The 19,942-nt window shown below is 66.1% G+C and carries 13 protein-coding genes and 2 pseudogenes; 3 read left to right on the plus strand and 12 right to left on the minus strand.

Annotation, left to right across the window (positions count from 1 at the left end):
- Positions 1 to 337 precede the first annotated feature (337 nt).
- The 4 genes from NOSIN_RS07135 to NOSIN_RS07150 all read right to left on the minus strand — a co-directional run bounded on the left by NOSIN_RS07135 (position 338) and on the right by NOSIN_RS07150 (position 5,645).
- On the minus strand, positions 338 to 1,813 hold the full coding sequence (locus tag NOSIN_RS07135) for a tyrosine-type recombinase/integrase (protein ID WP_077693461.1): 1,476 nt from the start codon (positions 1,811 to 1,813) through the stop codon (positions 338 to 340).
- An 8-nt stretch (positions 1,814 to 1,821) separates the two neighbouring features.
- Positions 1,822 to 2,142, minus strand: coding sequence for a helix-turn-helix transcriptional regulator (locus NOSIN_RS07140; RefSeq protein ID WP_236743317.1), 321 nt, complete (start codon positions 2,140 to 2,142; stop codon positions 1,822 to 1,824).
- A 1,837-nt stretch (positions 2,143 to 3,979) separates the two neighbouring features.
- Complete coding sequence (locus NOSIN_RS26640) at positions 3,980 to 4,447, minus strand: hypothetical protein (protein WP_143832871.1); 468 nt, start codon at positions 4,445 to 4,447, stop codon at positions 3,980 to 3,982.
- Between the two features lie 337 nt (positions 4,448 to 4,784).
- Entirely contained in the window at positions 4,785 to 5,645 is an 861-nt protein-coding gene (locus NOSIN_RS07150; protein ID WP_077689980.1) for a hypothetical protein, read from the minus strand.
- Positions 5,646 to 6,149: 504 nt separating this feature from the next.
- Here NOSIN_RS07150 and NOSIN_RS07155 point away from each other — a divergent pair.
- Positions 6,150 to 7,415: a hypothetical protein gene (locus NOSIN_RS07155; protein ID WP_227014447.1), complete on the plus strand. Its 1,266-nt coding sequence runs from the start codon at positions 6,150 to 6,152 to the stop codon at positions 7,413 to 7,415.
- Here the strand turns inward: NOSIN_RS07155 and NOSIN_RS07160 are convergent.
- The 4 genes from NOSIN_RS07160 to NOSIN_RS27670 form a co-directional block, all read right to left on the minus strand.
- The gene (locus NOSIN_RS07160) at positions 7,409 to 8,353 is read right to left on the minus strand and encodes a phosphotransferase enzyme family protein (RefSeq protein ID WP_330359715.1); all 945 of its coding nucleotides are present in this window, start codon (positions 8,351 to 8,353) and stop codon (positions 7,409 to 7,411) included. The genes NOSIN_RS07155 and NOSIN_RS07160 overlap by 7 nt on opposite strands.
- Positions 8,354 to 8,427: 74 nt before the next feature.
- Complete coding sequence (locus NOSIN_RS07165; protein ID WP_143832872.1) at positions 8,428 to 9,018, minus strand: hypothetical protein; 591 nt, start codon at positions 9,016 to 9,018, stop codon at positions 8,428 to 8,430.
- A gap of 167 nt (positions 9,019 to 9,185) precedes the next feature.
- Positions 9,186 to 13,133 carry a P-loop NTPase gene (locus NOSIN_RS07170; RefSeq protein WP_143832873.1) on the minus strand — a complete coding sequence of 1,316 codons (3,948 nt, stop codon included), beginning with the start codon at positions 13,131 to 13,133 and terminating at the stop codon, positions 9,186 to 9,188.
- A gap of 347 nt (positions 13,134 to 13,480) precedes the next feature.
- Positions 13,481 to 14,278: a hypothetical protein gene (locus NOSIN_RS27670; RefSeq protein WP_227014445.1), complete on the minus strand. Its 798-nt coding sequence runs from the start codon at positions 14,276 to 14,278 to the stop codon at positions 13,481 to 13,483.
- Positions 14,279 to 15,009: 731 nt separating this feature from the next.
- Here NOSIN_RS27670 and NOSIN_RS07185 point away from each other — a divergent pair.
- Positions 15,010 to 15,657 carry a hypothetical protein gene (locus tag NOSIN_RS07185; RefSeq protein WP_143832874.1) on the plus strand — a complete coding sequence of 216 codons (648 nt, stop codon included), beginning with the start codon at positions 15,010 to 15,012 and terminating at the stop codon, positions 15,655 to 15,657.
- A gap of 618 nt (positions 15,658 to 16,275) precedes the next feature.
- On the opposite strand, the gene NOSIN_RS07190 is transcribed toward NOSIN_RS07185, so the two are convergent.
- The 4 genes and pseudogenes from NOSIN_RS07190 to NOSIN_RS07195 all read right to left on the minus strand — a co-directional run bounded on the left by NOSIN_RS07190 (position 16,276) and on the right by NOSIN_RS07195 (position 19,278).
- Positions 16,276 to 17,631, minus strand: a complete 1,356-nt coding sequence (locus NOSIN_RS07190; protein WP_170293665.1) for an MFS transporter — start codon at positions 17,629 to 17,631, stop codon at positions 16,276 to 16,278.
- Positions 17,632 to 17,660: 29 nt separating this feature from the next.
- A complete protein-coding gene (locus NOSIN_RS28155; RefSeq protein ID WP_143832875.1) occupies positions 17,661 to 18,092 on the minus strand; it encodes a sulfotransferase domain-containing protein in 432 nt (143 codons plus the stop codon).
- A gap of 93 nt (positions 18,093 to 18,185) precedes the next feature.
- A pseudogene (locus NOSIN_RS27675) lies at positions 18,186 to 18,317 on the minus strand (IS5/IS1182 family transposase); the annotation flags it as partial.
- A gap of 214 nt (positions 18,318 to 18,531) precedes the next feature.
- Complete coding sequence (locus NOSIN_RS07195) at positions 18,532 to 19,278, minus strand: phosphotransferase family protein (RefSeq protein WP_077689987.1); 747 nt, start codon at positions 19,276 to 19,278, stop codon at positions 18,532 to 18,534.
- A 273-nt stretch (positions 19,279 to 19,551) separates the two neighbouring features.
- Here NOSIN_RS07195 and NOSIN_RS07200 point away from each other — a divergent pair.
- Positions 19,552 to 19,841: pseudogene (locus NOSIN_RS07200) on the plus strand (transposase); the annotation flags it as partial.
- Positions 19,842 to 19,942 lie beyond the last annotated feature (101 nt).

Consider the following 19,942-nt stretch of genomic DNA (forward strand, 5'->3'; position numbering starts at 1 on the left):
GGCAGGCGGAAACGGTGCTCGAGGGCGAGGGCGAGGGCGAGGGCGGTTCCCGGAAGCCGCGGCCAAGCCCCCGGTCCACCACGCGGAGACCGTGGCGAGGGGCGGGCCCCGGGGCGTGGTGGGTCCCCGTAGGGCTTCCCGAAACGGAACGGAGAAGCGGAGACCGGGCCTCTTACTGGGGGAGTGGGGCACCGGACTTCTAATCCGATGGCCGCAGGTTTTAATCCTGCCGGGTGCGCCACAAAATCCCAGGTCAGATGGGGCGCGCGAGGACCTCGCAAGAGGTTCTCGCCGCGTTCCAGGGCCATATGTGCTCCTGGTGTGCTCCCCCGTCCCGCTACCCGGCCGACACCGGTTCCCCGCGCAGCAGCGCGGCAATCGCCTCAGCGGCGGCCTTGGCGACGTCGGGGTACACCGACTGGTAGGTGTCCTGGGTGAAGTGCGTGGTCGCGTGGCCCAGCTCGGAGGACACCACCTTCACGTCCGTACCCGCCGCCAACGCCAGGGAAGCAGCCCCGTGGCGGAGCCCGTGCAGCGTGATCGGCGGGAGCCCGGCGGCCTTGGCGATGCGGCAGAACCAGTCACTGACCTGCCCCGGATGCCAGCCCGAGCCGTCCTGGCGGGTGAACACCGGCCCCGTCACCTGCCAGTTCTTACCCGCTTGGAGTCGGGCTTCGTTCTGGAACCTCTTCCAACCGCGGAGAATCTTGACGGTGTCGGCGTCCAGAGTGATGGTGCGCTGGCCCGCCGCGCTCTTCGGCGTGGAAGTGATCGTCTCCCACGCGAGCTGGACGACCTGGACTCGGATGTCGATCTGCCCGTCCACCAGCCGCGTGTTCGCCCACGGCAACCCCACCGCCTCACCCCGGCGTAGCCCCTTGACGGCGATGAGGTGGAACATCGGGAACAACCACGTGTGCCTCCTCGCGTGGGTCAGGAAGGTACGGGTCTGCTTGGGGGTCCAGACCATCACCTCGCCGGGTACGGTCCCGTCTTTCTCCCACTGGCGCACCCGGTCAGCGGTCCATACCAGGGGCCGTTTGCGGGGACAGGAGGGCAGGCGCACGTGCGAGGCGATGTTCACCGTGATGGGCAGGTCCGGGGAGCGGACCGCGTCCGACAGTGCGCTGCGCAGCGTGGCCTGGATCCGGTGCTTGGTCGACAGCGAGATCACCCGACGCCCCCGCACCGACCTCCGTACCTCCGGGTCCTCGGAGTCGCGGCACTCCAGGATGTGCACATTGGCCTCCTCCACCGCCGCGAACATCACCTCCACATGACGGGCCTGCAACCGATCCACCCGGACCTTGCCCAGGTGCGGGATGAGGTATTTGCGGATGTGCCCGTCATAGGAGGCCCGGGTACCCTCCGCCAGGTCGGGCTTGCCGTCCAACCACTGGCGCAACCACACCCCCACCAGCGGCGGCTCCCGCCGGACATCCACCCCGGCGCCGATCCGCTTGCGCACCTCCTCCACCTCCGGCAGAGGACGACGGCCCTTGAGAGCGGCCTGGATCAGGTCCGCGACCTGGACTTCAAGATCCTGCTCGCCCTCGGCTAGGGCCAGCAGCGCCTTCACATGGTCGAGCTGCCGCCTGGCCTCCTCCTGCGAGGCCAAGCCGCCCTTTCGGGCCTGGCGGCGCTTGCCCTGGTCGGTGCGCAGGAGTTCGAGCTGGAACCACCAGTTCCCGTGCCTCGGGTTCCACGCCCCATCCTCCCGACGCAACCGCGGACACTTCACCCCCAGCGCCCGACCACCGTTCTCGCTCCGGCACCCGCACCGCTTGAACACCGACCCCTCGTATGCGTTCATACGGTCGCTCACCCCTCTTCCGTGGTGTTCGTACGCGCACTGCACCCGCACCTGCCAGTGGTGACGGTCGAGGTCGTTGGAATCTCCAAGCCGAGGTAAGACAACACCCCGGCGGTCGGAACCACCCACGCCTTCCCCACTCTCCGGACCGGGACCGGGAAGGCCTCCTCGCGGAGCAACCGGTAGACGGTGGTGCGTCCCAGACCGAGCATCCGCCCCGCCTGGACTGGGCCCAACACCACCGGCAGCGAGGCGACCTCGGCCAGCATCACCGGAGTTTCCCGCTTCACCACAACCACCTCCTCACCGCCTCTGAACTGCGCGAACACGGCACGCGACCCCGCCGACGACGGGGCACCACGCATCCACGCTCGACCTCGCCGAGGTGGTCAAGCAGATTCGACGGATTGCCCGTCCGATGGGCGGAGAACCTCGCCCCTGTGTCCGCTTGGTAGGGATTCGGCCTGGGCCCGCCATGAGCCCATCCAGCACGGGAACCTGGGCCGACCGATTCGGGGCCGTCAAACGGCCCGACCGCCCCGGGCGACGCGTGCTGGGGCGATGGGTCGGACACGGCCAGTGGGGCGACGTCGGGGCGCTGGTGGCCCCGAGGACCCCGGGCACGGCGACAGCGGCGACCCCGCGCAGGGCCCCGGACTTCCCCGCTCCCAGTGGCCGTTCGTTGGCCCAGGTTGTGGGGCCAGGTGGAGGTGGATGGGTGTCGCCACCGGTGGGCCTCTTCCCTGTGTCGTCGTCTCGCCCCGATGAACCCCTATGAAGACGTCCCCGCAGCCGATGCGACACCCGCCCAGCGATCTGCCCAGGCCAGGCTGGTCCCGCTCCTTCCCGCGCCGCCCCTTCCACTCTCGAAGCCCTCACGAGTCGGTACCGATGCCGGGGCGTCCACCACGCGACGCCGGACGATCTCCACGCCCGAACTGCCACGCCCCAGCACCGCTCCGCTACCCATGTCGATACAGGTGAACAGAGAAAGGAAAAGCAGAAATGAAGGGGGGCGGGGTGCAGCGAAAGTGGCAGGAAGGGGTTTCCGGGAGGCCGCTGGGCGGGCGGTGCCTCCCGCCCTGCGGGGGCGTCGCCCGCCCCCCACGTGAAGAGAACTACCCACCGGGTATGAGTCTGGGCAGGCGTTGGACCATCTGAGTAGCACCTGACCTGCAAGAATGGCAGCGAAGGGGGATCCAGGAGCGCGGACCACCCGTTGGACCCCTTGCCGGACCACCCGTTGGACCCCTTCTCACGTCGCTCTCACTCGGGGGTCCACCCTCAGAACCACCCCGAAGAAGGACGACGGCACAAGGCGCTGCGGTGTCCACTCCAGACCGGACAGCCACCGCTCCGCCGCCCGCAGGTCGAGCCCGCCCCACCCACCGGAACCGGACCGCACCGACCTTGGATGAGCACACTCCAGGAGCGACAGAAAAGAAGGTGGCGCAGGCCTTCGTGAAGGAAACCACCCACCACCCCGCGTCTGCGATGAGACATCGAGCGAGAAGCCCTCGCGCAGCACGCCCCCGTCCGCCAGGAGCAGCACCCGGGCTCGCGAACGAGGTGGCGGCCGGCAGATCGCCTCGTGTGTGCATCGATCACCTCGCTCTGGCACGCGAGCACCCCGAACCGGGTTGTTTTCCAGCGTTTCCGAGAATGTCTTTCCAAGAGACCAGAGAAAGGGAATGCGAAGCGCTGGGGAGAGCAGCAGGAGGAGGAGACGACCGCACGGCAGGGCATCGCCGGGCTGGCGGGCCGAGGCCCGCCAGCCCCGGGGCGGCCCCGCCCTACGTGAAGAGGAACTACCCACTTGGGTATGTGTCTGGGTTGCGAAAGGCCTACCCGGAGCGGTTTTGACCTGCACTGATAACGCGGATGGGGTGGGCCGCTCTAATGGGCCCACGCACAGGCGGAGTCACAGGGACCCCGTTGGGCCCAGTCACAGGCGGAGTCTCCGGCGGAGTCACAGGCCCACCCCGCAAAAGCCACATAACCGGCACGCCTGGAAGTCGACCGAGCGCGTCGATTGGCTGGAATCCCATCTCGGGTGTTTTCTTCGCAGCCATTGATCGAGAAATACACGGCGGCCTCGGGGGCGCAGAAAAACGCCGGGGCGTCTCCTCCCGCAGGAGAAGACGCCCCGGACTGCTCGCGGTTTCCTCAGCCCCGCAGCGCCAAATAGATGCGGATGCGGTCGGTTAGCTCGGCGAACTCCTCCTCCACCGGCTCTGGCTCCACGCTCGGAGGTGTGGCCGGGTAATCCTCCGGTTCGGCCGGGCGGGGGTGAGGAATGGCTGCGAGGTCGAGGTAGGGGCGCACCAATGCTCCGGCGATCAAGTCAGGGTCAGTGTCCACCCGATCCTCTGACTCGAACAAGGCGGAGTGGTCGCGGTAGGCCTGCCCCCAGCGCGCCGAGGCGGTCGAGGCTCCAGTCATCCAAACCTCCAGATCAGGGAAGCCGGGACGGTCGGCGAACAGGTCGCCCCACTTGGCGGCGGTGGTGGTCGGGGGTGCGGTGGGCAGTGCGCGCGGGACCCGGCGGGGAATTCCATCCGATCGAGGGCTGAAAAGTGCAGCCAGAGCGGCGGCCAGCAGCGCGGCGGTCAGCGCCCACACGCGCCCGGCCATGCTGTGACACGGCCGCCGGTGACGGCCAACTGTAGGATCGTGCACGGTCTCCTCCTGGAGCTATCAGGTGGTGATCGCGCCCCGGTCCGGTGTTCCAGCACCGGTCGGGGCACCTGTCTTCTGTTGGTTGTTCAGCGTGTTCGTGCAGGCCGGGTGAGTGTCATTGGCCCCGGCGGCGTCTACCGCCCGGGGCTGCGCTTCCCGCCCGGACGCGCCCGGCACACGGCTTCCCACACCCGCCGGGTACGTGCGTCCTGCAGCGGGCTGGTCGATGGTCGCTCTGCCTCGCGAGGTGGTTCAACCCCCGACCCAAATCCCGCACATACACGGGTCGCCGTCAGCCCGGGCCTCGCAGCCCAATCCCGGAACCGCCAGCGCCTGTCGGCGTCCGGGCCCGGGTCCTGGCCACCCGGGAGGCGATCAGTGCGCGGCTGACCCCGAAGCACGCGGCCAACGCCGCGTAGCTCTCCCCGGCCTCGTGCCGGGCCAGCAGCTCGGCGTCGGGAACCCCCAGGTCCCGGGGCGGGCGGTGCCCGTAGCGGCGCACATGCCCCTCGGCCTTGCGTTGTAGGGTGCGGCGTTTGCGCAGCCGGACCAGGTACATCACGTTCTGGTGCCGCGCCCCGGTCCGGTCGTAGCCCCACAGCAGGGACGGGGCCTCCCCCTCGTGCCACAGCGCCAGGAAGGCACGGCGAGCTCGCCCCAACGTGCGGGTGAAAGCGGCGGGGTCCATGTTCAGGGAACGTTCGGCACTGCGTCGATCCTCGTGTTCGGCCAGGGCGGTGAGCACCTGGCGGTGGGCGGGTTTCAGTGCGGTCCAGATCTGCGCCAGGGCGAGGCGGTCGACGATGTGGTCCTCGTGGGAGTGGGCGGGTGCCGAGGCGCTGGTCCAGTACCGCACGAACGCCCGCGTCAGCAGGGCCTTGTCCTTGCCGCCCAGGCCGCGGACTTTGAGGTCCTGGTAATGCTGGGCCTTCATCGCCTTCCACCCGAGGGCGATCAGCTCCGTCTCCTCCGGGCGCTCGTGGGCGAGTTGGAGGTGTTCGGCGATGGCCTCCCACGCGGTCTCCGCGCGGTGCACCGGGTCCATGGCGTCCACCCACCGGCACTCCCGCGCCGCCCACACCGCCAACCGCACCACCTGGAAAGCCGTGTACCCGTGCCCCACCGGGTCATCGGCGCGGGGTGGTGGCAGCAACGGACCGAACTCACTCGACCCGCGCGGGGCATACACGACCGGCCCGCCCTGGTCGTCTCCTCGCCACGCCGCTGTTCTCAGCTCGGTCTTCGAAGGTGGCGGGAAACCGCAGTGAGCATGGGGCTGGGTGCTGTGTGGAGGCCCGGGAAGTGTCCGATGAGCACTTCGCGCAACGGCCGGTCCGGTCTCAGTCGTTTTCGCTGGGGTCAGGGGGCCACTGTTGAGAGAAAACGCTGACAACCCCATGACTGTGCGGGCATGGTGGTTATGACAAGCCGGTCATGGCCGGTCGGTATGCGGTCCGCGTAGTCTTCTGTGCCACCCGACCGCCCCGAGGTCTCCGATGGAAGGCACCCGTGCTCTGCGGAAATTGTGGCCGCCTGCGTAGCGACGACTGCTCTTGCGTCCCTGCGCGTTTTTGGCGCATGCCTCAGGTGCGGCGGGCTGTGGCCGATCAGGACGTCAACGCGCTGATCCGCCTTCTGTTGGTTGCGGCATACGGACTTGGCCCAGGACGCCGTCGCGCGGATGGTTGACCTGTCGCAGGCCATGGTCTCCCGGGTCCTGAGCGGACAGCGCGAGTTGCGCAAGCGGGAGACCGTCCAGCGGGTGCTGGAGGGTCTCACTCGCGGGTACGACATCCCTAGCCCGGTGATGGAACGCTTCCCGCCTGAACTCGGCCTGGAGTTGAACGGCTCCGGGCAGCAGACCGCGTCGGTCCTTGAGGGGGTGACCCGGCTGGATCTGGAGGAAGTCCCCGGGGTGGAAGCGCAACCGCCCTATTCGGTGATCAGTTCGGCCGTACTGTCGTGGTTGGTGTCCCACACCCCGTCCGTTTCCGAGAAGCTTCGGGGTGAGGAAGGTCCCGTAGCGGCTATCCGGGCTGCTGCGGCTGCGTTCGCGAGCCTGGACAACCGCTTCGGCGGTGATCATGCGCGGATAGCGGCCACGCAGTACCTCAGCGGCACGGTGGTTCCGCTGCTGCGCAGGTCGTACCCGAGCAGTATCGGGCGATCAGTGTTCGCGGTGTCTGCGGAGTTCGTGCTCTCGCTGGCGTGGATGTCCTACGATGCCCAGCGCAACGGGACGGCCCGACGCTACTTCGTGCAGGCCTTGGACCTGGCGGACCATGCCGAAGACCGCCTGTTGGGGGCGAGTGTGCTGTCGGCGATGAGCCACCAGGCCAACTACGTGGGCTCCTATGCCGAAGCGCGGGACCTGGCGCGGGCGGCGTTGACCGGAGCCGGGGAGCGGGCAACGGCGACCCTGCGGGCGCAGTTCCTGATGATGGAGGCGCGTGCCCATGCTTCCCTGGGGGACAAAGGTGCGTGTTCTCGGGCGATGGGCCACGCCGAGCAGGCCTTCAACCGATGTGACCCTGATGCCGATCCGGCGTGGATCGGGTACTTCGACCAGGCGGAGTACGCCGATGAAGTAGCCCACTGCCATCATGACCTGGGAGAAGCCCGTGCCGCTCGACGATCGGCCGAGCAAAGCCTGACCGCCTCCTCCGGGCAGGAGTACGCGCGCAGCCGGGTCTTCACCCGGCTCGTGCTGGCGTCCGCGATACTCGGGCAGGGCGAGGTCGAGGAGGCCTGTCACGTAGGTGCCGCGGTGGTGCCGCAGGTACAGGCGACATCCTTGGCCAGGTGTGAGGGATACCTGGACACGTTCGTCGACAGTGTGCACGCTTATCGGGGGCAGCCGGAAGCGGACCGGTTCCTCCACCAGGCCCGGACTACGGGAACCGTGAGATCCACGGGTCAGTAGGGATTCCAGCTCCGAGGGCGCCGGGGGTCGGCGAGGTCGGCGATCCGCCGAGCGATCTCAGCATCGATCTCAGGGCTCTCCCCACCCTTCTGAGCGGGCCAGGTCGTCATCCGCAACTCCCTGACCTGCTTGTAGAGGGGATAGCCGTCCCAGGAGGTGACGTCGAACCCATAGACGTCGCAGAAGTCGGCGTACTCGGTGTCGCTGTGCCAGCCCAGGTCCCGGTACAGGGCGGTCAAGACCAGGTCCCATTCGGGTGGGCCCCAGCAGATGCCGTCTAGGTCGAAGAGCACGACCCCTTGGGGGGTGGCCAGGACGTTGCCGATGTTGGCGTCGCCGTGGATGACGTGTGTGCCGAGGACAGGTGTGACCGTGGGCCAGCGGGCGGCGAGGTCCTGGTGGTGTGTGCGGAGCAGGTCGCGCTGGGCGGTGTCGAGTCCAGGGGCGGTGTCGATGCGTTCAGCCACGCGGTGGAAGGGGCCCAGGGCGGGCAGGCCGAGCGACGGTGGCGGGGTGAGGTGGTGCAGGGCGCGCAGTAGCCGGCCCAGTTCCCGGGGAACGGTCCACTCGCCCTGGACCGCCTCCCACAAAGTGACGACGAGGTCCTCGGCCAAGACGGGTTGCTTCCCGGGAAGGGGACGGGTCACCGGAAGTGACTTTTCGGCGAGCCAGCGGGCGGCCCGCACCTCCCGGTCGGCCTCCTCCCACCTGTCCGCGGAGCGCTCAACACGGGCGATCACGTCACTGCCAAGACGGAACACCGCTCGTTCTCCCATCCGAACGAGCTCGGGAAGTCCGTCAAGCCGTGAAGTGGGAACACCCAGGGCCCGAGCGGCAACACTGACAGCACGAGCGGCATGTTGGGCGAAGTCTTCGGTGTGGGCCACGGGTCTCAGGCTATGCCGGATCGACTCCGCCGCCCCATGACCACCAGGCATAGGCGGGCCGCGGAGAAGGAGTGCGTCAGGTGAGTGACGGGAGACAATCCCGGCACACCACCCTGTGGCTTTTATCAGGCACGGCGCTGCTCGACATGCTTTTCAGCTTGCAGCGGTGTGAGGATAGAACGTGCACCGAGAGCTAAAAGCTGGGGCTTCTTCGTCTCCTTGAAGAAGTTATCGTCGGTGGTGACGAAGACATCACCCTCGTAGTGGATATGACACCACATGGCTTCGACGTCGAGGCGGCGGTTGCGCCACTTACGCTCGACGATGTCCTGGGCCGTACCAAGCGGCGCATCGTCGATAGCATATTGCAACTCGAACGGATGGGAAGGAAATAGCACTGCGTGGATGCGTTCCAGCAGGATCAGGTCGTCGTCTCCAATGAGCACCATCTGGCCCAAATAGCCGACACCCAAGGTCGCAGGTGGCCGTAGAACCTCCAGATGGTCTAAGTCGAGCCTGGCCAAGCGCTGCTCAAACTGACCAAAGTTCGTCAGGTAGACGCCCGTACGCTGAAATTCTGATGCGCTACTGGCGACCAGCCGCAGATGGACGTTCCCGACCGAGTGTGCTGCAAGAAGCTGACGTAGAGATCCAGCCACCGGCTGTCGATTCTCATCCAAAGCGATGATGCAGTTAGTATCGAGCGTGAGTTTCACTACGAAGCTTCCCATCTTCTTGACAGGTCAGCTTCAGAACAGGCCGTTGCCGATTCGGTGCAGACCAGCGGCACCGGGTTATGTCTCAGGTTGCGATGCATAGGGTCCCACCTCACACAGATGCTCGATCTCTTCAGGAGTGATGTCATTGCGCAACATCCAGTTCGTCAGTCCCACCCGTTTTCAGTGTCCTCTTGGTGACGCCGACGGTCAGCGTCGATGGTGCTCTGAATTATATTTATGGCCCACTCGTAGTCGGATCGAAGGTCTGGATCCTGGACTTGGCTCGCGGCCTGTCGCGCGCGATCAAGAGCATCGGTGAGTTCCGAGGATTCGCCGTTCCAGCCACCCCAATGGCTCGGATGCAATCTGTCCCGGTAGCTCTCCCGAACCTTGTGGTGGACGTCGTTTTGGCGAGCACGCGTCATGATCGCCTCAGCAAGAACCGGATGGTACAACGGCCACGTATCGACGCTTCTCAGTACCTGGGTCAGGGCCAAGAGGTAGTCCGCGTCGAGTTCGGGGAGGATTTCAATGAGAGCCGTCCCCTGAGCCTGGGTTAGACGATCGTTAGTGGCTGTGGCGACCACGCGGCCGAGGCGGTCTTGAACGGTGGGGTCGAGAGAGAGATTCTGGCGGAGCCAGGATGCGAGCGCGGTGGAGTGGTTGTCATAGACAGCTCCGAGGTCGTGCAGGTCGACGGGTAGCGCGATATCTGCGGCGTCCTGTTCAGTGAAGTGGTCGAGTACGAGGTCGGGGTGGGAGGACGCGATTCCCGTGAGCGCGTTCTCGATCTCATAGGCCCCGTAGTCAGCGCGTGCGATGAGCCGGAGAACTGCGGTGGCCTCTTCCCTGGTGAGTCCAGCTCCGTACGATGCTGCGTCGAGGCCGCTGGCTTCTGATAGAGCACAGGTGGCGGCGGTATCGGTGATGTCTTTACCGAGCATGAACGGGACAGCTTCCAGTGGCGCTGCGCGAAGGTAGGGGCCACCTGCACTGAGAAACTCGTTTGCAACCTTGGGATCGGGATCACTGGTGCCCGTAACCCAGAGGGCATACAGGCCGTCGACGTGGTCCCAGGCGTTGCGGTCGAATCCGTGAGCGATCGCCGTTTTTACGGCTGTGCGCTCGCTGACGACAGCCTCCTGGAGCCACATCAAGGCTTCATGGGGATTGTGCTGCAGCATGAGGTTGATCAGGTGCTGCAAGCCTCGGTCGAGGGGCCCGGGTTCCCGGTCAGCGATTCCGCGGATGATGTCGAGGAGGAGTTCTGGTGCCCGTTGTGCGATGCGCTGCCAGATGGACCACAAGTTGCAGGATCGGTCGTGATGGAGGTTGATAACGTCGCGGGCAGTGCGGTCTAGCAGGTCAAGCATTTCAACAAACGTGTCCAAGTCGAGGAGGCGCCGGACAATGTCATCGTCTCTGGCGTCTTCGAGTTCGTGCCGACGGTGGACCTTCTGTTTTGACTGCTCAGCACGCTCGGCCTGGATTTCGCTCTTGGTCAGGCCTGTTAGACGCTCACGTTCTGTTGCTCGGGAGGCTTCGAGCTCCTCGAGTGTGGGCACGTCGTCCGGATGGACCCTGGTAGGTGTGAGCCATCTGCCGAAAAGGACGTCTGCGACGTCATCCTCGAGGTGGTCGACACCGTCGAGTGCGGCCAGAGTCGTGAGTGCGGCATGCATGACGCGTGACGACATTGCGCGCTCTGCTGGCCAGGTGAGGGTGTGGCGCACGCGCCGGCGGAGAGCGGGGATGGGTGTTCGCCGTGAGATCTCGGTCAGCACGGTGATGGTCGCCAGGTCGTCATCTTCCCAGGAGAGGATGATGCGGGGCTCGACTCCCTGGCCGAAGTGTCCGTGTGGTTGACGCAGGGCTTGCTGCAACAGCTCGATGGCCTCAGAGGCGTGGTGAAGGTTCTCGGAGAGGGCCTGGTCGAGAAGGAGCGCTCGGATCTGGTCGCGTACCGTTCGCATCGCGGTCGCGGAGATAGATTTTCCTTGCATCGAGAGCGTCCGTGGGGCTGTCTGATCTGTTACGACTTCTTCCTTCACCAGAAGGGGTTTGAGGGCGAACAACGGGGTAGCGGCGCTTTCGTCCTGGCCAGGTTCGGTGAGCCATCCGGTGACTTGCGCGACGATGCGTTCCGGGAAGGAAGGGTCGGGGAGTTTGACCAGGTTGCCGAGGTGCTGCTCGACCGCCCACCGTGCGTTCTCTGGGTTCGAGTGGGACGGCTGCGGGGTGCGCTGGTGTAGAGCCCATAGCGCGTCCAAGGCGGTTTCGAGGAGTTCGGGTGCATGGACGGCAGCACGCGCGTACAGGGCAGGTAGCTTGCTGCGAACGTCGTCCCGACCCAGGGGTGGCAGACCACTGAGTTGGCGCCACAACCGTTCACCACTGCCCTGAGGGATTGGCGTGTTGTTCTGATCCTCCTCATCCAGTCGGAGACGAAGGTCCTCCAGCACGTCGAGCAGTGCTCGCGGTTGAGTCGCCGCGAGCTGTGGGAAGTGGCCGAGTTCGTCGTGCAAGTCGCCATAGGTCAACGTCTGGAGGCGCTGACGGATCGTCGCCCAGATTCGATCCATCACACGGGGGCCGTCGCACCTGGACAGGCGCCAGTCGAGTTCACCGAGAGACATCATCAGCCGGTGCTGGTGCTCTCCGTGACCGAAGGCTTTCCAGAGCTCGGTGGCGAACCCGGTATCGAAGTTGCCACAAGCCGCTTGTTCTTCAAGGATGCTGTCGGCCACGATGTCCGGTACGACCCGGAACACATCGCCCTGTTCCACGAGGACACCGTGGTCGGTCAGCGAGGCGATAATCCGCACCAGATCTGGGAGTGGCAGGTCGCAGAAATCTGCGATCTGGTTCATCAGTTCGTGGTCCTTACGGGGTACTGCTCCGAGTGCGGCGTAGGTGGCCAGGACCTTGTGTGTGGTGCTGCCGTCGAACCCATCGATGTCGGGCTCACGTAGGTCGCGGTATCGCGCAAGGACCGTTTCGCGCAGGTTGGCGTCAACAGCGAGCGCTGCGGTCAGCTCCCCGTGTCGGATGAGGTTGGTGGTGATCACTGCGACGTACGGACTGTGTTGTGCCTGACCTGCTAGGTAGGACCGCAAGTCAAAACCCAGCCCCATCCCGTCCGTGAGTTCTCTCACGAGACTCTGCGCCTGTGTTCTCGTGAGCTCACCGACCGAAACACTCGTTCTCTCGGAAGGCCGGAAACCCGCCAGGATCACCTGTTGGTTAACGGCTTCCAGCGCGCTCGGACGAGTCGCCAAAACGACTTGGACGTCTTCCCGACTGCGCGCGAACCTCAATAGCGGCGCGAGCGCCTCGATGTCGACGTGAGCGTCATCGACTACGACCACCGAAGCGCCGCCCCGAAGCTCACCCATCGCCTTCTCACTGAACACCCATCCGGGCCTCAGACAGATGACAAGCAGGTGCGGTTGTCGCTCCCGCAGTTCGAGAAGCGACTCGGTCAAGAGGCGAGACTTCCCCCGGCCACCGGGTCCGGTCACTACCACGACTTGCCGGAAATCGCCCGAAAAGCGGTCGAAAGCAGCCCTCATCGTGTCCATCTCGATGGTCCGGCCGGCGAGAGCACCAAGATCGTTCATCACAACCTCGGGGCGCCGTCGGCTGTCCGCGAACGTCTCGATCGGCACGAAGGCGTCGTCCGAACTCTCCAAAAACAGCCGCCTGACCTCCTGACCCCAGAACTCGTCAAGGATGTCCCGCTGGATCTGCACCGGCAGCTCACGCAGCTTCACGGTCAAGTCCCGCCGATCCCACAACTGCCATTCCGGATGCTTCTTGATCTCCTTGCGTGCACCAGCCTTCGCCACATCGGCGTAGACGAGATAGAACTCTTTGGCGCCCTTGAACGTCAGTGCCTGTACCGCCTTGCGCACTTGGGCTGGTGGCAGGGACGTGAGGTGCTTGCACTGCCATGCTGCGGGCACACCATCATTGAAGTGGCCGAACAAGTCGATGCCGTCCTGAGTATCACCAGAGACGCCCCAGCGAACGACATCCGCGACGTGTCGCACATCCGTGCCGAGAAGTGGCTGTGCCTTCAACAGCCGCTCAACGAAAACCTCGAAGCGCATGGCCGAGAGCCAGGGGGTGGGGAGCAGCTGGGGCTCTCTGTCACCGAAGTACCAGTCGCGCGCTGATCCCGGCTCAGGCTCTTCCGCACGCTTCCCCGACATTTGATCCCCAAGTCCACGAACCCGTTGAGCCTTCGACCCCGCTGACTCGCGACTTTTTCCTGTCGTGAACCCAACGACGGCTACGCCACATTCTTGCAGGCGGCACCGACATCCGACCAGGGATGGATCGGAGTAGCGCAGCTTCAGGGACAGGCATCTCCGCTCCGACAGACATGAGAGCGAGTGACGGGAGGCAGCCCCAGCACCCGTCTCAAAGAAGCGGAATCTCAGCAAAACCCAGGAGTTCAGTGCAGGTTCGGGGGACGAGAGTGGTTGATCGGTACCCGCATCTCCCAGTGCCCTTGGCCCTCAGTTGTCTCACCGGTGGGCCGGTCGCAGGGGCATCGCCAGGCGTTCGCATCATCCACACCGGCGATGGGGGGCCAGAACCGGAACCTCACCTCCTGCGTTCGTGGCCCGCTAGCACCAGGAGGGAGATGCTCGATATGGAACCGATGGGGAACATGTGCGTGCAGGACCAGAGGGAGCGGTAGGGAACACTGGCTGTTGCCTGTATGTGCAGTGGCCGCGACCCGGTAATCGCGCGGCACGGTAATTGAGCCGAATAGGTCCTGGCCTGCGGCGCGCGACGGTTCCGTGGTGGTCTGAATCTCTCCAGGGTGTGGCGGCCCCAGGTCGTCGTGGCGCTGTTCTCGCCTGATCTCAAAGTCCTGTGTATTTTTCACTGTGCCGACAACCGGACCTACGAAGGTGGAGTTACGGAAGTCAATGTGATCGCTAACGTGGCTGGCGTCCTGCTTGCGATTGTCGGGAAAGGCGACGCTCGCCGAAAACTTCTGCTCAGGGTGCAAGGGCTCAACAGCGCGTGGACCATCGGCCTCGCTGTCATGCCTTATCTCAGTACCAACGGGAGCGGGTGAAAAAGGGGAGGCGGCGTCCCACAGTTCGAGAAGGCGGTGGACTTCAGCGTCAACGTTGGCGCCGCGGATGGCTTCAGCCAGAACCTCAGCGATCATCTCAACGGCGCCCTTGGTTGGAAGCGTGGGTTTGATGAGGGTGTCATGGATCTTGGTGTGGGACATGGGCACCCCCTTGTCATCTAGGAAGCGCTGGATCTGACGGGCGGAAAGCCATCCGGCCCGGTGATGTAGTTCATGCAAGGAGCGGTTGAGGTCGGCAAGCGGGCCTGTCGGGAGATCAGGGCGCTTCCAGGGCCGTGGCATGCGGTGGCTCCTTCCAAGCCGGGAGTACGGTGGTGTCAGAAACTGTCAGACATCCTGCCAGGCGCAGCCCGGCGCTGTGGCCATCTGTCAGGTTTCGGCCGATGATGGACGTACCCGTCACCGACCGTCCATCTCTCCTTTCACAGAGTCGAAGCTGGTCTCACCAATCCGTTTCGATTCTGTGGAAGGAATGCCGTGTCCCCTTCACGCCCTCTGGTCGACGTGGCGATCGCCGTGCTGGACACCGCCCCGAGCTGGCCCCTGCTGCTAGTTGTATTATTTGTGGTCGTTCCTGCAGTGTGGTCGCGCAACCCTCTCCTCCGACACCGCGCTCTGCGGGTTCTCCGCCTGATACGCCCCCTTCCTAAATCTGAGGACGGGGGTGGTGAGCCACCCGCGACCTAGGAAGCTCTGCCTCGGCAGGCGCCGTAGATACGGCATGCCGTATCTACGGCGCGTTTCGCGCCGGGTGTGATGAAGGTGGTGATGCGTGTCGACTTCGGTGAAAACGTGTTTCCGGACTTTCCGGTGCGTACCGGGTTCGAGGGAGCCTGTACCGTGCGTGGTCGTGCAACTGTAGGTTGACCGGCATGAGTAACTGGGGCAGCCGGTTCGGGGCGTGGATCGAGCACCTGAGGCGCACACGGCCGGTGTTCCAGTCCAAGTCGGACCTGGTGCACTCCCTCGCCCGCAGCATCCGCGCCTGCGACCCGGCCCTGGAACTCCACCCCGGCGACGGCCGAGGGACCGAGCGCGTGGACCTGCGCGCGTCCGTCCCCGCAGTGGGGGTGCACTTGGCCCTGCGGCTGCGCTACCCCCGGGCGGCCTGGAGCGGGACCGTGGCGGGCGAGCGCTTCGCCCTCAAGAACCACAGCGCCCAGGACCTGACCTGCTACGACGTGGTCCGCGACATCCGCGACCTGGAACGGCTGACCGACCACCGCCTGGGCTGGAGCGGCGGCGTCCTGCTCCTGATCAACGACGCCCTGTACTGGAAACGCCCCGACCACCACCGGACCGCCATCCACGACGCCTTCCGCCTCTACGAAGGCGCCCGCCTGGCGGGCGTCCGCGCCTGGCGCCCCTACGCCGGCCAGGGCACCACCGCCAAGCGGGAAGAGGCCCTTACGCTGCGCGGCGCGTACCGGTGTACGTGGTCGTGGTACTCCCGGTTGGAAGGCCGCCGGGGCGACTTCCGGCTGCTGACCGTCCCCATCGGCAGGCGAACGCCCTTGTGACCGCCGGGCACCGCGCGGTCGGCGGCCGAACGTCGAACGAGAACCTCGTGAGGTGCCATCGGACGCCAGCGACAGGGCGTGCGTGCTCCGTTCGTGCTCCGCGGTTTCGGAACTGGGCGACACCGGGCAGCATGACATGACGCCAGGCGGCACGGCGGATCGGATGGGGTGACATGAAACGGTACGTAGCGACACGCCACGGTACGTAACCGGCGAACTTCTCATCCGATGGCCGCAGGTTCGAATCCTGCCGGGTGCGCCACAAAACCCCAGGTCAACAGGACGTACGAGTCGAACAGGCAAGGCGCGCGGCACCGATCGGGGCCTGGAATGCTCCGTGTGTGCTCCCCAGTGCAAGGTCTCGTACAGGTGGAGGGGACCTCGCGGAGCATTCTGCCGTTCCGTGACCCTGCGGGCCCGGCCGCCCAGGGGCCCGCGTCCGCCCGCCAGCGCCCCACATGACGTGCTTCGTGCCGAGTGTGATGGAGGCTCTCGGCCTGTATTGAGTTTGGCAGGGCTGTGTTGCCGGATTCTCAAGCCACAGTGCTCGGTTGCTTGTTCGCGCACTCTACGGGTGTCAGCCAGATCGATCGCCCAGTGCCGACGCTGCCGGTGGTGTCAGGGCGTGGAGCGGTCGCCGGGGGCTGCGTCGCATTCTCGCGCGGATGGCCGTGGGATGAGCAGAAAGACCGCGGCGGCTCCGGCGACCGAGAACGCGATGGCCCACAGGTAGGCCGCGGAGAAGCCGCCGGCGGCCAGGGCCCCGGCGTAGATCGCGAGGGCGAGGGCACCGCCGATATGCGTGGCGGTCTCGAAGATGCCCGAGATGGCCCCGCGTTGGCCCGAGGGTGCGTTCCCGATAGTCTCACGCGTCAGGGCGACGTGGTTGATCCCGCCGCCAAGGGCCGCCCACACGGTGAGCGCCAGCCCATAGGCCCACAGCGGGGCCGAGGAGGACACAGCGGCCGGTACGGCCAGGGCCGCTCCGCTGAGTACAAGACTGGCTCCCGCGATGAGGCGGGTGCCGAAGCGGCGCAGTACGGGACCGATCAACGCACTGGCGATGATGACGATGACCAGCACCGGGGAGAGCAGCAGGCCGGCTTGGGCGGGTGTGGCCCCTGCGGCCAGTTGCATCTGCAGACTTCCGATCACGCTCACGGCCGTGTAGGCGGCGGAGTGAGCAGCGATGCCCAAACTGCCGCCCAGGGTTCGCGGGGATCTCAGTAGCGACAGGTTCAGGAGCGGATCGGTGGCCTTGACCTGCCGAAGGACGAAGAGCCCCAAGAGTGCGCCACCCAGGGCAGCCGCGGGCAACCACGCATGCAGGGGCTGCTCTTGGCCGGCTGAGGTGAGCCCGTAGAGCACCCCCGCCAGGCCAGCGGCGGCCAGTGCGACGCCGAGCAAGTCCAGCGTTCTGCGTCGAGGCTTCTGGGCATCGCGGGGGAGGAGTGCGATCGCGGCCAGCACGGCGAGGACCGCGGGCACGGCCGCACACAGGAAGATCCACCGCCACCCCACGACCGTGGTGACGGTCCCGCCCGCGATGACCCCGAGCAGCCCGGCGGCGCTGCCGGCGACCGCGTTGACCGCGAAGGCACGGCTGCGCATCGGCTCCTGGACGAACAATTGCCCGGTCAGGGCCAGAGCGGCGGGTAGGGCCAGCGCCGCCGCGACTCCCTGCAGCACCCGGGCGGCCAGCAGCACTCCGAAGACCGGCGCCGTACCGGCCAGGGCCGACGCCGCGGCTAGCAGGCTGAGACCGATGACCAGTGTGAGGCGGCGCCCGATGAGGTCGGCGATACGACCGCCGACCAGGACGAAACACCCCAGTCCGAGTGAGTAGGCGTTGACCACCCACGTCAGGTTCGCTGAGCTGATCTCCAGTTCACGCCCGATGGCCGGCAGCGCGGTAGCCACCGCGGTGCTGTCGAACAGCGCGAGGAAGACCGCGCTGCCCAGGACGACGGCCACGAGCCAACCGGGCTGATGCGGGCGGGCATTCACCATCGTGGCCGATCGCCCCGTTCTCCAGGGGTGAGGTCGTAGCCGTATCTGCGGGCGGTCGAAACGATCGGCTCCTTCGCAAAGTGGGTGGCTAGCTCACTGGTGATCCACTCTGCCCAGCCACCGACTCGCCCTTGCCGCATGACTCGGCCCGTTCCGCTGGCTTTGCGGTCCTCATGCGCGCGCATCGCGTCGAACGTGCTTCCGCGCACCGCTTCCTCGATGAGGTGTCGAGGTGGGTGAAGGTCGGACCGTGCCAGTGCGTCGGCGACTGTGGGCACGGGATTGGATTTCAGGTCCTCGAACCGTGTGAGGGCCCTCGGCACTTGGCGCTCCTCGATGCTGCGTTCCGATTGGTTATAGAAGCGTGCCCAGTCTTCGATGGGGGTGTGGCCGGTGTGGTCAGGCTCCAGGAAGAAGGACCTCATTTCCTGACCAGCAGGCAGTTGGTCCCAATCCTCTTCTGTGAAGGACAGGCGCCATCGGTACCAGGGGTGAGGTGGGCCGCCTAAGAGTTCATCTCATTTGGCCAGTCTGCGGTAGCAGATCAGCGTGCAGGAGATGCCGGCGAAGGCCAGAAAGTGGTCGGCCTTGCGCTCGTAGCGGCGGTGTAGGCGGCGGCATCCGGCCAGCCAGGCCATGGTGCGCTCGAGCTATCGCGCTGTTGCACTGGTTCCGCCGCCTGCGCATCCGCTGGGAGATCCGCGGCGACATCCACCACGCGTTCGTCACCCTCGAGTGCGCCGTCATCTGCTGGCGACGACTGCGCACCGCACTTTGTCGGGAGCTAAGGGCAGGCGGTGCGACCCAGGGGATGGCCTGCTCGATGCGTCAGAACGCACCCACAGCAGTCGGGCCCGCGCAGCCTCACAGCCGGGATCTCAGCACGTCGACCTCACAGCCCGGCGCGAAGGGGTCGAAGCCGTGCTCGACCAGCCAGCGGACCCCCAGCAGGCTTCGCAACGACCACCACGCGCGGATCACGTCGAGGTCGACGTCGGTGCCATAACCGGCGATGACGTCGTCGAGGTGCTCCTCGTGTCCGAGCGTCAAGGTGGCAAGGTCGAACAGGGCATTACCCCGGCCCGCCTCGGACCAGTCGATGATGCCGGTGACCTCGTCGCCGTCGACAAAGACGTGCTCGATCTGCAGGTCGCCGTGCGTGAACACCGGAGTCCACGGCCGGAGCGCGGCCTCGGCGACCTGGCGGTTGCGGGTGACCAGGTCAGCGGGTAGGACACCGTTCGTCACGAGCAACTCGCACTCGCCGTCGAGTTCCGCCGCCAACTCGTCGGGACCCCGGCGGCGCCGGCCGGGCCAGGGCGGCAACGGGGCCTCGTGCAACTGCCGGATGACGGCACCCGCCGCGGCCCACGCCGCTGACGACGCGGTCGACGGCTCACCGAGACGGCCGAGCACCGTCCCCGGGACGGAGGCGATCGCAAGCACGGGCGGCTTGCGCCACAGGACCTCCGGAGTCGGGACCGGCGCGAGGGACATCGCCTCGGCCTCGACGTCGATGCGCGCCTGATCGGCGTCCACCTTCAAGAACACGTCGCCAGCGCGCAGGGTCGCGCGCTCGGAATGGGCGACGACGACTTTGATCTCATCCATGGGCGACCAGTATCCCGGGGATGATCGCCGACGTCGTCGGGTTTATCGCGTGCGATTACGCGGCTGACCACGTCCCGCTACCCGGCGGCCTCGTGAACGATACCGACCTCTGACCAGGTCAAGCCCACCACTTTTGTTAGGAGTCCTTAGAGCTCATCTCATTTGGGTTCTCGGTGACCTGGCCGCGTGTCGATGGTTGAGCGGTTGGTGCCGGACGGACTGTGGGAGCTGTTCCAGAGGGTGGTGCCCGAGGCACCCACCCGACTCCGCTCTCGCCGCGGGCCGGGGCGGCGCAGGCCCGCCAAGCTGCACGGCGACAGGGGATACGACTACGACCACCTGCGCCGATGGCTACGCCAGCGGGGGATCGTCCACCGTCTGGCCCGTAAAGGGGTGGAGTTCTCTCAGCGGTTGGGACGACACCGGTGGCAGGTGGAGCGCACCATGGCCTGGTTGGCCGGATGCCGCCGCCTGCACCGCCGCTACGAGCGCGAAGCCGATCACTTCCTGGCTTTCGCCGGCATCGCCTCACACTGATCTGCTACCGCGAACTCACCAAATGAGCTGAGCTCTAAGAACTCCTAACGGAATGGTTTTCGAGGTGGTTGGATCGTTCCGGGACCGTTGATCGGGGTGTGGAGCGGCTCGGCCGAAGCCGTGGGAA

The sequence above is a fragment of the Nocardiopsis sinuspersici genome (assembly GCF_001998325.1).
Lineage (GTDB): Bacteria > Actinomycetota > Actinomycetes > Streptosporangiales > Streptosporangiaceae > Nocardiopsis > Nocardiopsis sinuspersici.

Excerpts from the sequence above, each read along its gene's own strand:
- NOSIN_RS07135 (WP_077693461.1), bottom strand. The coding sequence starts at position 1,813 with ATGAACGCATACGAGGGGTCGGTGTTCAAGCGGTGCGGGTGCCGGAGC.
- NOSIN_RS26640 (WP_143832871.1), bottom strand. The coding sequence starts at position 4,447 with ATGGCCGGGCGCGTGTGGGCGCTGACCGCCGCGCTGCTGGCCGCCGCT.
- NOSIN_RS07160 (WP_330359715.1), bottom strand. The coding sequence starts at position 8,353 with ATGCCTGGTGGTCATGGGGCGGCGGAGTCGATCCGGCATAGCCTGAGA.
- NOSIN_RS07170 (WP_143832873.1), bottom strand. The coding sequence starts at position 13,133 with ATGCGCTTCGAGGTTTTCGTTGAGCGGCTGTTGAAGGCACAGCCACTT.
- NOSIN_RS27670 (WP_227014445.1), bottom strand. The coding sequence starts at position 14,278 with ATGTCCCACACCAAGATCCATGACACCCTCATCAAACCCACGCTTCCA.
- NOSIN_RS07185 (WP_143832874.1), top strand. The coding sequence starts at position 15,010 with ATGAGTAACTGGGGCAGCCGGTTCGGGGCGTGGATCGAGCACCTGAGG.
- NOSIN_RS28155 (WP_143832875.1), bottom strand. The coding sequence starts at position 18,092 with ATGAGGTCCTTCTTCCTGGAGCCTGACCACACCGGCCACACCCCCATC.
- NOSIN_RS07195 (WP_077689987.1), bottom strand. The coding sequence starts at position 19,278 with ATGGATGAGATCAAAGTCGTCGTCGCCCATTCCGAGCGCGCGACCCTG.